The 15,532-nt window shown below is 36.0% G+C and carries 8 protein-coding genes; all 8 read right to left on the bottom strand.

The features are described from left to right. Nucleotides 1-6: 6 nt before the first annotated feature. Entirely contained in the window at nucleotides 7-975 is a 969-nt protein-coding gene (locus tag EQM13_RS05590; RefSeq protein ID WP_161567179.1) for a phosphotriesterase family protein, read from the bottom strand. A gap of 72 nt (nucleotides 976-1,047) precedes the next feature. Continuing rightward, nucleotides 1,048-2,346 carry a PTS ascorbate transporter subunit IIC gene (locus EQM13_RS05585; protein ID WP_128752178.1) on the bottom strand — a complete coding sequence of 433 codons (1,299 nt, stop codon included), beginning with the start codon at nucleotides 2,344-2,346 and terminating at the stop codon, nucleotides 1,048-1,050. A 39-nt stretch (nucleotides 2,347-2,385) separates the two neighbouring features. Further along, on the bottom strand, nucleotides 2,386-2,691 hold the full coding sequence (locus EQM13_RS05580; protein ID WP_128752177.1) for a PTS sugar transporter subunit IIB: 306 nt from the start codon (nucleotides 2,689-2,691) through the stop codon (nucleotides 2,386-2,388). A gap of 10 nt (nucleotides 2,692-2,701) precedes the next feature. Further along, nucleotides 2,702-4,804, bottom strand: a complete 2,103-nt coding sequence (locus EQM13_RS05575) for a BglG family transcription antiterminator (protein ID WP_206172867.1) — start codon at nucleotides 4,802-4,804, stop codon at nucleotides 2,702-2,704. A 201-nt stretch (nucleotides 4,805-5,005) separates the two neighbouring features. Beyond that, nucleotides 5,006-9,316 (bottom strand): S8 family serine peptidase, encoded by a 4,311-nt coding sequence (locus EQM13_RS05570; protein WP_161567178.1) that lies wholly within the window; start codon nucleotides 9,314-9,316, stop codon nucleotides 5,006-5,008. 14 nt (nucleotides 9,317-9,330) lie between these two features. After that, nucleotides 9,331-10,638, bottom strand: coding sequence for an S-layer homology domain-containing protein (locus EQM13_RS05565; RefSeq protein ID WP_128752174.1), 1,308 nt, complete (start codon nucleotides 10,636-10,638; stop codon nucleotides 9,331-9,333). Between the two features lie 382 nt (nucleotides 10,639-11,020). Continuing rightward, the gene (locus EQM13_RS05560) at nucleotides 11,021-14,452 is read right to left on the bottom strand and encodes a pyruvate carboxylase (RefSeq protein ID WP_128752173.1); all 3,432 of its coding nucleotides are present in this window, start codon (nucleotides 14,450-14,452) and stop codon (nucleotides 11,021-11,023) included. Between the two features lie 40 nt (nucleotides 14,453-14,492). Further along, nucleotides 14,493-15,497: an isocitrate/isopropylmalate dehydrogenase family protein gene (locus tag EQM13_RS05555; RefSeq protein ID WP_128752172.1), complete on the bottom strand. Its 1,005-nt coding sequence runs from the start codon at nucleotides 15,495-15,497 to the stop codon at nucleotides 14,493-14,495. Nucleotides 15,498-15,532: the final 35 nt, after the last annotated feature.

Below are 15,532 nucleotides of genomic sequence, written 5' to 3'. Positions count from 1 at the left end.
TTCCTATTAAATTTCATAGATCTTATTTGAAAAAGCATTCCTTGCATTTTCACAACAAATATTTCTTACTGAGGTTTCACTGAGTCCTATTTCCAAAAGCCTCGGTACAAATGTGTTAAGATTATAATCAAGTCCCGGTCCTCCTCCATAGGATTTAAAGTAAGACCTTCTGCCCAGATCTCCTCCAATCAATATCTGGGAACCAAAACCTTCATTCTCCATATTTTTAAATAAATTCGAGATTACTTCGTCTGTATAATATTTTATTCTTCCGGGGCCGTCATAAATAAGATAAACTCCCTTAGAAGCAATTTTTTTATGATACAGCAAATCCGGATTTCTATCTATATGTCCTAAGATAATATTATCAGGCCTTACCCCGGTTTGCAGCAAAATTTCGACAGCTTCCAAAGCCATAGTACCTCTTTCAAGATGTAGAGAAACGGGAAATCCGGTTTTAACGGAAGCAATTCCCGCAGCTTTTAATTCCTTCTTCTCTATCTCTGTAATTACCTGATAACTTGCAGCAGCTTTTATCACTCCTGCTTTTCCCTTTGATCTTCTGACTATCGGTCCGGCATAATCATATTCATCTATTCCTTCTTCAATATCCTTTATTAATAAATCCGCTATATCTTCTGTTGAATACCTGTAAAGAAAATGAGTTCTGTCATAAAGTTCTGATTTATGGAACCCTGTTGTAGCAATTATATTTATATTGGAAATCTCGCTTAATTTAATCAAGCTGTTTATATCCCTGCCGCTTCCGCAGGGAGTCATTTCAACAATCGTATCTCCGCCTGCATTTTTATACAGCGATATCTCTTTCTCAGCATTATCTACGCTGTCCATCAGGAAATCATTCCCTCCATGAATAACTTCCCCTCCTCCGATTCTGATAAGATGCTCATGGGAGTCCGTCTTTCCAATCTTATTAATGGGAACTTTTCCTAACACAGTTTGAACAAATTTCAATTCTATCCCCTCCATTATATAATAAACGAGAAAATCATTTCTCATTTATTATATATTTATTTTAAGGCAAATTCATATCCCAAATACAGGTCTTAACAATTTTAAAATCCACAATATCGGAAGCCAAAATACCGCATAATCTATATTGCTGAACATAACACCCGAACCGTATAACATTCCCATCATCGGATATAACGCCGCCACACCAAGATGAGCAATAAAACTGCTGACAAATCCTCCAACTAAGGCTCCTTTCCATCCGCCGTATTTATTCCCGAAAACTCCCACGGTACATCCGTCAAAGAATAATATTATAGGACTCGGAAATACAACTATAGGAGACTTAAAGGCTATCAATATAAGTGTGACAACTATCGAAGCGGGAATGGACCCTAAAAAACCAATCATCGCTCCCGAAGAACTATAAGGATAATAAACGGGGCAGTCTAAAGCCGCAATCGAATTCGGAATTATCTTTTCGGATATACCTTTGAAAGCAGGTATTATGGAATTTAAAAACATCCTTACCCCTACAAGCATGACCGAAACTCCGGCAACAAAATATAATGACTGCATAATAAGCCAAATAATCCAATTCTGATCCTTCGATAATGTACTTACATTACTTTGCCCGACAATCAGTCCTATAATTATATATAATATGGGAATGATTATGGCCAAAGCTAATGTTATATCCTGGAAAAGATATAATCCTCCCGGCAATTTTATTTTATCCGAGTCGTTTTCTTCGGGTTTTCCGAATAATTTTCCTATGCCTGCACCTATTAAAGCACCGAACTGTTGAGCATGTCCCAATGTAAAGTCATCTCCAACAAACTTTCTCCCAAGTACCCTCGGAATTGCCGGAGTGAAAGTCCAATATATTGCAGCAAATATCGCCGAAACAATAACCAATGAAGTTCCCTTGATACCTAAAACCGATCCCAATGACAAATTTAAAAATACCGATAGATAAAGCATCATATGAGCTGTTAAATAAACATTCTTAAAATTTTTCCACGGTAATATAAATACAAGGGCCAAATGGATCAAAAATCCGATGATAAATGTTAAAACTACTTGATTAGCAATCTTTAACATAGATACCCCAAAAGCGGCTTCATTCATGGGCATTACCCCTTTAACCTTAACAACGTTGTTCAACAGGCCAATCACAGGACCTATGGAATCAGATATTGCCGTTGCTCCCAAGGAAAGTATTATCAAACCTACTATCGTTTTTATAACTCCGTCAAAAATATCCGAGAATTTCTTTTTTTGAACCAGTAGTCCGACAAGAGCTATAATTCCTAAAAATATAGGAGCTTGATCAAGTATCTGGAAAATAATAAAATGTATAACCGTTTTCATTCTCTCATCCTCCTTTTATATTTATAAAAATTTATAAAATTATTTTATTGCTCCCCACTCTTTAAATATTTTATAAAGGGAATTGTTTATTTCATCTTTTTTCATAAGATTTGTAACAAAGACAACCTTCATGTTCTCATACATTTCTTTAGGTATGTGGCTTTCCATACTTTTTGTAGTTAAAACAATATCGCTTTTTAATCCTTTTATCATACCAATATCCGCAACATTTACAAAGGCATTGATTTTATATTTGTCAACAAACTCCATTATTGCCATCCTTGCTATACTGCTTGAACCTAATCCCATTCCGCATAAAGCCGTAATTTCATATCTTTTATCCATAATTTTCACCTCAATTTTTAAATTTGTCACTACTTCTTCTAATCATTCCAAGCACCTCATTTACATCAGTTGAACTGCTGATAATTTTCACATTTTCATCATCTCCCAACATTTCTACAAGCTCTGACAATGCTTTCAAATGAGTCACATGATCTATGGCACAAAGGCAAACCACTATTTTTACAGGATCGTTTTCCTTATTGCCGAAATTCACAGGATTTTTTAATGTTATCAAACTCATTCCAACCTTCTTTGATCCCGATTCCGGCCTTGCATGAGGCATAGCAATTCCTGGAGCTATTACAATGTATGGTCCTATAGTCTTTACCGAATTAACCATAGCATCCACGTACCGATGTTCTACCGCACCTGTTTTTTCTAACAAATATCCCCCCTTTCTTACTGCATCTTCCCAATCTTTAACTTCAACATTTAGTTTTATTACTTCTTCTGTCAAAATATCTTTTAACAATGGCTGAACAACTCCTCTCGTTTTTTCAATTGTTGTCGTATTCAAAAATATTGATAATTCTTTGACGATACTATCCTTATCCAGTATAGTACAATGCTTTTCTATGATATTTATAAGTTCTTTTAAAACGCTGTCCTTTGGCTTAGATATATTAAGATATTTTCTCAGATTTTCTATATCCCTTTCAGGTAAAAGAGGATTAACTGTTATTGTTTTTATTCCTTCAACTCTTATCGGAATTGTGGTCACTATAATATCTACCGGATTTTTAATTACAAAATCTTTTATCTGGTGATATGCGATACAATTTACTATGTTAACGTCAAATACCGCTTGTAATCTTGACGACAACATCTTGGCCGTACCTACCCCAGTACTGCAAACAACCAAAACATCAGTTTTTTTCATATGAGAGGTTTTATATCTTTCTATTGCGGCACCAAAATGTATTGTAAAATAGCCGACTTCTTCTTCATCAATATCCTTTCCCACATAATTTTCTAATGGTTTTAAACTCATCTTTACTATATTAAAAAGATTATTGTATTTTAGCTTGATATCATTTAAAAGAGGATTTTTTAACAATAAATCATGTTTTAACCTGTATACTGCCGGTTCCAAGTGTTCCAGCAATCCCTCGAAAAGTTGACTGTCCTTGGACAAAGCCATATTCAATCTGCTGTCAACTTCGGATATAATCCTTTCAGTTATCAATTCGTAGTCAATCCAGTTTTTATTCTTGTTACGATTGGTGTTGGATATATTTGCACCTAACAAATGTACCGTTATATATCCTATCTCATCGGAAGGAATGTTTATTTCAAAATGCTTTTCCAACATATTTGTTATATTTGAAGCTACGCTGAATTCCTTTGTAATTTGAAGAGATTTTAACTCATCTTCCGGCATTATAATATCTCGGCCGAGCTTTATCCTCTTCACAGCTATAGCCAAATGCATCACGATTCCCGAATAAGCCGCATCTGAAAAAACGGTGTTAAGTTCTTTCTCTGCAGTTTTTATGCATTCTTCGATATAAACAATATCTATATCTTTAAAAAAATTATTTATCTCCCTGTCAACCCCTAAATTTACACGAACTATCATTGGTATCTCGGATTTCTCGGATTTATTGTCTAAATTCGATGATTCCGTCAACAATTCCATAGCTGCTTTGCGAAGTTTTTTCTCATCTCCTATCACTTTAATTCCGTGTTTAGGAATAGATTGAAGCTCTAATCCCCTTACTTTAAGCCATTTTCTTACCAGACTGAGATCTTTAACAATAGTACTGCGGGATACATAAAGCTTATCTGCCATATCATTAATAGTTGTAAAATCCCTTTCCTGAAGGAGGTTATCCAAAATAATGTTTACTCTCTCCCTCACGGAAAGGTTATAATGATAAATGCTGATATTTCCCATTGCCTTTAACACATCATCTTTATATTTATTCGGTTCACGAAATTGAACTCCCACATTTGGCTTTCTAATCAGCGCAGGTAATTTATTATGATTCAAAAACTCATCAATGCAGTCAAGGTCGTTACAAATTGTCCTATTACTCACTTTAAACAAATGCGCCAAATCAGATATGTTTATGGGAGAATTTAAATCCATGAGGTTTAAAAGTATGTGCATCCGCCTTACATTGAGTATAATAATTATCACCTCTTTCATTTTCTATTATATTTGAAAGCATATGACAGAAAAAGATTAACGTTTTTCAACAAAATTATAGCAGAATTACACCATATAAAAAAATAAGCGTTGTAAAGCCCCTTGGCCTTACAACGCTCATATATTACCAGTCTTTAATTTATATCCATAACAACTTTTAGTTTATTCTTGAAGAATATCCTCTTCTTTAAGTCCATTTTCCAATTCAGAAATCTTATTTTCGGCAGATATTAATATATCAGCATTATCGACAGATTCCTTTTCAGCTTGAGATAAGTCGTCATAAGCTTCCCTTACTGATTCCACATAACCTTTGTCATCTAAAGTTAAAGATTCCAAAGAAGGTATATTATTAATCAAATCAATTACATTATCTGCTTTTTCGTGATTACTGCCTTGGCTATCTCCCGTCTTTTCAATAGGTACTTCAAGAACAGCCTCATTTCCGGCACAATCCACCAACTTAAGAGTTACGGAATCTTCGTCACCCGCATAAGCCGTAATATCCTTCGTTACATCGATAGGTTCAATATTTGAGAATATTTCATCTACCTCATCTATTGAGGCAACCATACTGTCTCCCGCATAAAGAGTAAGAATAGGAACATTGTCTTTCATATTGACACTCAATGTAGCCTTTTTTGTCTCAGAATTCCATTCCTTAAATGATGCCGAAATTTCCGGATTTTCGGTATCCACCATGAAATTCCTTGATATTGACATAGGTTGCCCTTCAGCCGACGTAACCTCAACCTGTACCGTATTATAAACATCTTCCGCTTCAATAACAGTACTAAATGTATATCCGTCGCCTTGTTTTAAAATCTTAGATGAATCTTCAGGATCAAGAACTGTAATATTACTTTCTTCTACGGCTTCCACTTCTTTTCCATTAACCTTGATTACAGGATTATTTACGTCAAATACTGCTCCTTCAATAGGTACAGTCTTTGTATTATAAGCATCTAACAATACAGGTCCTGTAATATATATTACAGGATGACCCGACTCTTCTTTATAGGATACAGTTTTAACACTTGAATTCAAAGCATAATCGAATACCACCAACTGTATCTTAGGATCCGTTTTTCCGCTGACTTTATCTGTTATATCAATTTCATATTCGTCTTTCTCTTCCGGTACCTCGGTATCTTTAGTAAATTTTACAACTTGTTCTCCGTCAATCCATACGGCATATCCTCTGAATCCCGATGTAGCATCTTCTACCTTAAATTTTATCTTTCCGCTGTCATATGAAGCATCTGTAATCTCCGGTGCCACTGTATCAACATATACAGGAATATCTTTTTCCTGCCACTTATCAGTATTCTGCAGCTTGGATTTTATCTGATAATAATAGAGACCGTCCTCAACTTTTTTGCCGTTTACTTTTCCGTCCCACAGTCTATCAAGGCTGAAAGAATATTCGGGATTTACGCCTCCGTCTATATAAGTCTTTCTTGCAAAATTTTCAAGCTCAATTGTTCTTAAATTGTTTTTATCCTTATCCAGAATATTATATTGTACTTCTTCGGCGTTTCTTAGGAAGGAAAGAACAGGTGTCACTGTATCCGTACCATCTGATTTTCCATCTTCCGTTCCCGGACTTATAGCAGCTTTTCCCGGAACCATGAAATAAGTCTCCGTATCTACCATGCCTGACATCCCATAGAACGGGATTTCTCCTAAGTCTTCAAAACCGTCTATTATGCTCGGTTCAGTCCAGTCACCGTAGAATCCCACATATGGTACACTGAGAGTCGGATGAGTATCCGTTACTTCTGTTAGGGTTACAAATCCTTCTACGAACATGTTTCTGTATGCATTCTGGTCTTCTGAGAAATCAACGTTTATCGTAAATTCCGTTGAACCGTTAGCAGGTACAGTTACAGTCTCAGGAGCATCCACTACTGCATCCATCTCCACTGTTCCTAAAAGGTTATATTCCGTACCTTGATAATTCAGTATTTCATCGGTCAATACACTTGTATCCACTCCGTATGTTACTTCATCATCAGACAAATTGGTTGCTCTTAAGGTCATAGAGAAGTTTTCACTGTCAAAGTCCTTCAGTTCAACCTTTGCTTCATTTGTTGAAGCATCTGTTACAGTAACAGGAGTTGATACCGCTCCGTATAGGTTCATTAATCCTGCTCCCTGCCTTCTCGGTGAATAAACAGCATCATATTCATCTATCAAAGGTTCTGCCGTATTCATGAGAAGCACCTTCGCAAGTCTTGTCTGTTCCCCTAAAGACAATCCTTCGTAATTTTCCGATATATACTGTCTAACCAATGCAGAACCTCCCGAAACATGAGGTGCTGCCATACTTGTTCCGCTCATAGTCCCATACTTGTTATCCTGAAGGGTTGAATAGATCTGTCCTCCGGGAGCCGTAATTTCAGGTTTTATCTCGAGAGTAGGAGTCGTTCCCCATGAAGTGAAATCGGACATCTGTCCTCCCACAATATTAGGAATACTCATTACTTCCTTTGTGAACTGAATCCTCTTCTCTGCCAAGTCGGCAAGAGCTTTTCCTTCTTTATATCCTATAAATGCAGCAGGAATTGTCTGATTTGACGGAGTGGCCATATTTATTAAATCTTCTCCCCCTGCTTCGTGATTGTAGACTATTATTCCTGCTGCTCCTGCATTTTGAGCATTCGTTATCTTCTCTACAAATGTGTTTCCTCCACGCATTACAAGAGCAACTTTTCCTGCTAAATCCTTACCTTCAAATTCCTGAGCTTGTCCTGTACCGCAGTCTACATATTCAACTCTAGCTTTCATTTCCATTACATCAGAATAAATAGTTTTTTCTCCTTTATTATTATAATACTCCAGATCATGAGGAAGGTCTGAATAAGAATTTATTTTTTTACCATAAAAATCTAACAATGTTTTACTGTCATTTTTTATATATACAGGTTCTTTATCTTCTAATTTTTCTATCAATTTTCTTTGAGAATCTACATTTTGATTTAAGTAGTCAATATCATAAGCTTTATTACCAATTATAACCGAATTTGAAGGAAGAACACTATCGCTTGTTTCTTCACCATTTCCGAACACATCTGCAGGATCTATACTTCCTGCAACCATCATACCAACTTTATTGTCTTCTCCGTATACAAGATAAGGAACAGTCAATTTTAAATTTTCAACAGAAGCAACAGATATTGAATCCTTTGAAAGTCCCGGTGCGCCTACAACTCCTATATCCGGATTTGACTTTATAGGATTGCCGTATCCATAGCTTATATATCCCGAATTTCCTGCCGATATGGAGCATACTATTCCGTTATCCACCGCATTGGTGATAGCCGCATCCACGGCACTTTTCGGAATGTAAAACGATGCTGTTGAGCCCAAACTCATATTAAGAACATCTGCTTTAAGTTTTATGGCTTCATCAATAGCTTTAAGATATATATCATCATAAGTTGTAGCATATATTGGATCATTACTGAATACCTTCATTGCAAGAAGCTGTGATTCAGGTGCTATTCCCTTGACTCCTCCATTTTCAGGGTCTCCGTTGGCTCCCACAGTCCCGGCTACATGCATACCATGCTCCGAAGCTGACGGACCCAAATCCAATATCTGATCATTTTGATCATAATAGTTATATCCGTAGGGAACTTTTTCCGTAAAATATTTCCCTTTGAGGTTATTTTCAGATATAGAACTATTCACCGCTTCTTTAGTAAGTTTCGGCTTCGTTTCATCACTCAACACCATATCCTTATGAGCCGGGTCGATTCCCGTATCAATTATGGCTACAACAGTTCCTTCTCCCTTATATCCCAGATCCCAAGTCTCTCCGGCTTTAACCATACCTCCGGAATTATTCATATCAGGCTTTGGTCTATCATACTCTTGAGAAATATATACATTTTTAACGCCCGGAATTTCTTTTAACTTTTCTATCTTACCTTTTTCAACAAAACCGGAAAAGCCGTTAAAAGCAGTTGTAAATTTAGGCATTTCCTTTTTTGTTGCAGGATCTTTTGTAGAAAAATTTATATTTTCATCTTTGATACTTTCTATAACATCATTTTGAGATGAAATAATATTCTTTTCAAGGCTGCTTTTTTCACTTTCCTTTAAATCTTCCAGTTTCTTTCCTCTTATTGTAGCATAAACAATAAGAGGGTCTCCATCAACCTCTACTATTACTCTTACTTTCTTATTATCATTTTCGTCTGTAATTTTACCTTTAAATTTCTTTTCTCCAAGTTCTTCTTTTAATTCCGAACTATTATTTAATTTTAATGATTCTTCTTCTGTCTCCAAATTTTTATCACTATTTTCATCATTTATATTCTCTGTTTTTTCATCTTCCGCAATTTTTTCCGCATCTTCAGAATTGCTATAATAAACAGTATCATTCAAAGATCCGGCAAAAGAAAGAGAAGGAATAAATAAAGTCAAAACAAGGAAAACGGATAGTAATTTTTTTATACTTTTCACAAAAAACCCCCCTCTCATTCACTAAGTGTTACATCTTCAAATACATGTATCGGTGTGACTCCGTCTTCACCGTATATTGTAATTGTTACGGGATTCTTCCCGTCATAAAATATAGCCGTCGTATTTTCACCTATATTCACCGGACCAACAGTATCTTCAGTTGTTCCGTCGGAATACTTAAATGCCACGGAAAACTTCTTAGCTCCATCTATTCCTGTGATCTTAATTGAGACCTCTCCGAAGTTATCCAGCACATATTTATGAAATTCAGCTTTTATCGTTTTTTCCTCAGGTTGAGTTGTTCCTCCTCCGGAATTACCCCCACCTGAGCTGCCTCCGCCCGAATTTCCTCCATTATCTGAACTTCCTCCGCCGCCTGAATTTCCTGAAGAAGGAGTGGAAGGTATCGTGGAAAGTACAGGCGTTATTTCTCCGCCTTTATTAACCGTTTCTCCGTTAAATTTGACATCTTCTTCCGCTTTTATTTTCCCTATTTTAGATTCTTTATCACTATTTATTGTAGTATCCTTAGCAGATATCAAAATCTCATCTATACTGACATTTTTTAATTCCAAATTAATATGATCTTTATTTATAATAACTTTTGATGCGGTAGAGTCTTCAAGAACGACATTTCCTTCCGTGCCGCCGAGTATTATTATCTTTCCCTCTACTTTAACGTTCTTGCCCTCAATTCCCTTTTTACTTGCAATATATAAGTTTCCCTTCACCAATACATCTTTAAGTTTAGTTCCCGAACCGTTTAAGACCAAGTTTCCTTCCACGGTTCCTGTATAAACATCTTCTGAATTATATATATCCTTGCATATATTGTTAAGTATCTTGGCAATCTCCGCCCTTGTAATCACATTATCAGGCTTGAAACTACCGTCTGCATAACCGGAAATATATCCTTCCTCTTTCATTCCCTTTAAATATTCAACAATATCTTCAGGTATTTGTTCTTTATCTGTAAATCCAAGGGAAGATTTATCACCTTGTCCCTTAATATCAAAAGCTTGCCCCAAAACCTTAATTACTTCTCCTCGTGTAATAGGAGCATCTGGACTTTCAACACTTTCTATATTATAATTTAATACACGGTTCAATATTGTAAAAAATTCTCCTTTTGTAATCGTTCTATTTGGTTTATACGTTCCATCCGGATATCCTGATACAACTTTTTCTTCCGATAATTTCAGTACTTCGTCTTTTGCCCAATGAGAATTCATATCACTAAATTGTGCGAAAGAAATACTGTTAGCAGTAACAAAGAGTACTATTCCAAGAACTACGGATATCAATTTCTTCTTCTTATGCATAAATATATTCCCCCTCTAAGTTTAATTTAACCACAACGGTTCTTTCAGCCTTATATTATTTATCTGTTACTCACCTCCTCATAAAACAATAACTTTTAAACTATAATGTTTTAAATTACCAATGCGGAATATGACAATTTAAAGCACTATTATAGAATAAAAATATAAATATAGTAATTGAAGAAATAATTTCTTCAATTATTATATTGTATCTTTTATTTATTCTATATAAATAGTCAAAATCCTTCTTTATTTTCAAAAAATAATACAATATTCTAAAAATACTGACATCGTTTTCTTAAATATAAAAAAACCATATACATTTAAACTTCAGTATATGGTTTTTATGCTTAAACTATATTATTCATTCGCCTTTGTCTCATCATTTCAGCATAATGAGCAGCTCTCCGCTCTCTACTTTTTGCCCTTCTTTTACAAATATTGATTTTACGGATCCATTAACAGGAGATAAAACTTGAGTTTCCATTTTCATTGCCTCTATTATGGCAACCAATTGATTCTCCTTAACCTTTTGTCCCGGCTCCACCAATACTTTTATAATAGTTCCCGGTATGCTTGCTCCGATTTCAAGCTTGTTTTTCGGATCTGCCAATTTCGTAAGGGAAGTTTCCTTTATTGTCTTGCTTGCTTTATCATGAATTTTTACTGCTCTTGTACTGTCATTTACTTCAAAATACAATGTTCTGTTTCCGTCATCATCTAATTTGCCTATCTCTATAAGTTTTATGACTAAGGTTTTTCCTTCTTCAATTTCTACTTCACATGTTTCTCCTTCTCTTAACCCATGGAAAAATACGTCACTGTCCATCCTGCTTAAATCTCCGTTTTCCTCGACATATTTTAAGTAATCTTCGAATACTTTCGGATACAAAGCATAGGACAGAACATCTTCCTTTTTAGGCTCTATCTTATAATTATCTCTCAGATATGATTCTATTTTCCCGAAATTTTCAGGTTCAAGGAGTTCTCCGGGTCTGCCTGTTATAGGCTTTTCTCCTTTTAATACAAGTTTCTGAAGTTCTTCCGGAAACCCTCCCATGGGCTGCCCCATCATCCCCTTGAAATATGAAACGACGGAATCGGGAAATGCCATATCTTTTCCTTTATCATAAATATTTTCGGGAGTTAATCCGTTTTGTATCATAAAAATAGCCATATCTCCTACAGCCTTAGAAGAAGGTGTCACTTTTACTATATTCCCAAACATGTTATTTACTGCCATATACATTTTCTTTACGTCTTCAAATCTATGCCCCAATCCGAAGCTCTCGACTTGGGGTTTTAGATTGGAATATTGTCCCCCGGGAATCTCATATTTATATATTTCGGCTGTACCTGATTTTAACCCTGATTCAAAATTCTTATATACAGGTCTTACTGCTGCCCAATAGTCCGAAATTTTTTGAAGGTCGTCTAATTTAAGCCCCGTACTTCTGTCTGTATGTTCCAAAGCTGCAACTACCGAATTAAGAGCCGGCTGACTTGTCAACCCTGCCATACTGTTAAAAGCAGTATCCGCAATATCCACTCCCGCATAAGCAGCCATAAAAACAGTTGCCACTCCGTTTCCGCTTGTATCGTGAGTATGAAGGTGTATAGGAATACCAATTTCATTTTTTAAAGCCTTTATTAGTTTATAAGCTGCCTGAGGTTTTAACAAAGACGACATATCCTTTATTCCTAAAATCTGAGCGCCGGTCCTTTCTATTTCCTTTGCCGTCTTAACGTAATAATCAAGAGTATATTTATCTTTGCTCTCATCCAATATATCTCCCGTATAACATATACATGCTTCCGCAATCTTTCCCGACTTTAAAGCCTCATCTATGGCTACTTCCATTCCTTTTAACCAATTTAAAGAATCAAATATTCTGAATATATCTATGCCTTTTTCAGCCGATTCCCTTACAAACTCCCTTATAACATTATCAGGATAATTCTTATATCCGACTCCGTTGGCTCCTCTTAAAAGCATTTGAAAAAGTATATTGGGTATTTTCTTTCTCAATAATTCCAATCTTTCCCATGGAGATTCCTTTAAAAATCTGTAGGAAACATCAAAAGTTGCTCCCCCCCACATTTCCAGGGAAAACAAATCATTGCCCAGCACGGATACCGCCTTGGCTATTTTCATCATATCCCTCGTCCTCATTCTTGTTGCCATCAAAGATTGATGAGCATCTCTCATGGTAGTGTCAGTAAGAAGAAGGCCCTTTTGGTTCTTAATCCATTCTATAAGCCCGTCGGGTCCTTTTTCATCCAATATTTGTTTTGTTCCGTACTGCTCTTTAGGCCTAACAACTTTGGGAACAACGGGAATATCAAAATCCGGTTTATTGCCCTTAGTCTCGTTTACTACCTTTTCTCCTATATAATTCAATATCCGCAATTCTATATCTCTTTTCGTAATTATATCAAATAGTTCCGGATTATCGGCAATAAATCCGGTATTACATCTTCCCCTTAAAAAGTCTTCGTGATTAAGTACATTTATTAAAAACGGGACATTTGTCTTTACTCCTCTTATTTTCAATTCCTTCAAAGCCCTGCTTGATTTTCGTGCAGCGTCTTCAAAGGTTCTGGACCAAGAAGTTATTTTTACCAAAAGGCTGTCATAATAGGGGCTTATATTAGAACCTGTAAATCCGTTACCCCCGTCAAGCCTTATTCCAAAGCCCGAACCTGTTCTATAGGTATCTATTGTTCCTATATCCGGTGCAAATTTGTTTAGAGGGTCTTCAGTAGTTACCCTGCATTGAATGGAATACCCTCTCGGCTTTACATCTTTTTGGCTTTTAATCCCTATCTCATCGGAATCAAGGGAATACCCTTCGGCTATTAAAATTTGGCTCTCAACTATATCAATCCCCGTAACCATTTCCGTAACGGTATGTTCCACCTGAATTCTGGGATTCACTTCAATAAAATAGTGATTTCCGCTGGAATCCAATAAAAACTCAACTGTCCCCGCACTCCTGTAGTTAACGGCTTTTGCTATCTTTATAGCATCATTACATATCCCTTTCCTCTGTTCTTCCGTTATAGAAAAGGCAGGTGTAAATTCTATAACCTTTTGATGCCTTCTCTGTATTGAACAATCTCTTTCGTAAAGATGCACAATATTTCCGTATTTATCCCCTAAAATTTGAACTTCTATATGCTTAGGCTTTTCTATATATTTTTCTATGAAGATATCCTCTATTCCGAAAGCTTTTTTAGCTTCGTTTTTAGCACTGTAATACTCTTTTATCAGGTCTTCTTTATTCCTCACCACTCTCATTCCTCTGCCGCCGCCTCCGGCAGATGCCTTTAGAATAACGGGATAACCGCAATAATCAGCATATTCCAAAGCTTCTTCCTTAGAATATACTGACTTTTCTATTCCCGGGATAATAGGTACTCCAACGTTATGAGCCACAATCTTGGATTGTATTTTATCTCCAAGTTTTTCCATTATCTCATGAGTAGGTCCTATAAATTCAATCCCTACTTCTTCGCATTTTCTTGCAAATTCCGGATTCTCGGATAAAAATCCGTAACCGGGATGAATAGCGTCTACTCCCCTTTTCAAAGCAATCTTAATAATTTCATGAATATCCAGATATGCCTCTACAGGCCCTTTATTTCTTCCTATTAAATAAGATTCGTCGGCTTTAGTTCTGAAAAGAGAATTTTTATCCTCATCGGAATATATGGCTACGGTTCTTATTCCCAGTTCATTGCAGGCTCTGAACACTCTTATGGCAATTTCTCCTCTGTTTGCAACTAAAACCTTTTTAAATCTCTTATTCATTTAAATTACCTCCGTTAACACAACAAAATTTCTTCTTTAATTATCCTTTCATTTGATTGATAATTTCCTGAGTAAATTCTCTTGTCCCAAGGCTTCCTCCCAAATCTTCGGTACATTTAGCCCTATCTTTAAATATTTCTTTCAAAGCTTTTTCTATCGTCTCTGCTCTGTTTACTTCTCCGATATATTTTAACAACATTATACCCGATAATATAGCAGATGTGGGATTTGCAATATTCTTCCCTGCAATATCCGGTGCTGAGCCATGAACCGGTTCAAACACCGCTATATTTTCTCCTATATTAGCTCCCGGAGCCAATCCCAATCCTCCTATCAACCCTGCAGACAAATCCGATAATATATCTCCGTAAAGATTAGGCGCAACTATCACGCTATAGTCCTGTGGAGACTGAACAAGCTTCATACTCATCGCATCAACTATCACTTCTTCAAATTGTATATCCTCATATTCCTTACTACATTTTATCCCACTATTTAAGAAAAGTCCATCGGAAAGTTTCATAATATTCGCCTTATGAACTAAAGTTACCTTCTTCCTGTTTTCCTTCCTTGCCAATTCAAAAGCAAATCTGCATATCCTTTCACTTGCTTTTCTCGTTATAATCTTTATGCTCTCCGCAGCATCTTCTCCTACCATATGCTCAACTCCGGAATATAAATCTTCGGTATTTTCTCTCACTATGACAAAATCCACATTTTTATGAATACTGTCGACACCGTCATAGGATTTTATCGGTCTTACATTAGCAAAAAGATTTAGTTGTTTTCTTAAAGCCACATTTACACTTCTGAACCCCTTGCCTATAGGAGTCGTCACCGGCCCTTTCAATGCTATTCTATTCTTCTTTATACTGTCTGTCACATGATCAGGAAGAGGAGTTCCGTATCTCTCCTGAGCAGAATAGCCGGCTTCAACAATATCCCAATTAATATCAGCACCCGAATAATCAATTATCTTTTTAACCGAAGCTATTACTTCTTTTCCTATTCCGTCTCCATATATCAATGTTATATTGTGCATCATCTCACCGTCCTTCCAACTGTTTAAATATCAATTTT

Origin of the sequence: Acidilutibacter cellobiosedens, assembly GCF_004103715.1 — a bacterium.
Classification (GTDB): Bacteria; Bacillota; Clostridia; order Tissierellales; family Acidilutibacteraceae; genus Acidilutibacter; species Acidilutibacter cellobiosedens.
The sequence above is the reverse complement of the archived record's forward strand: the minus strand, read 5'-3'. Positions and strand labels throughout refer to the sequence as shown.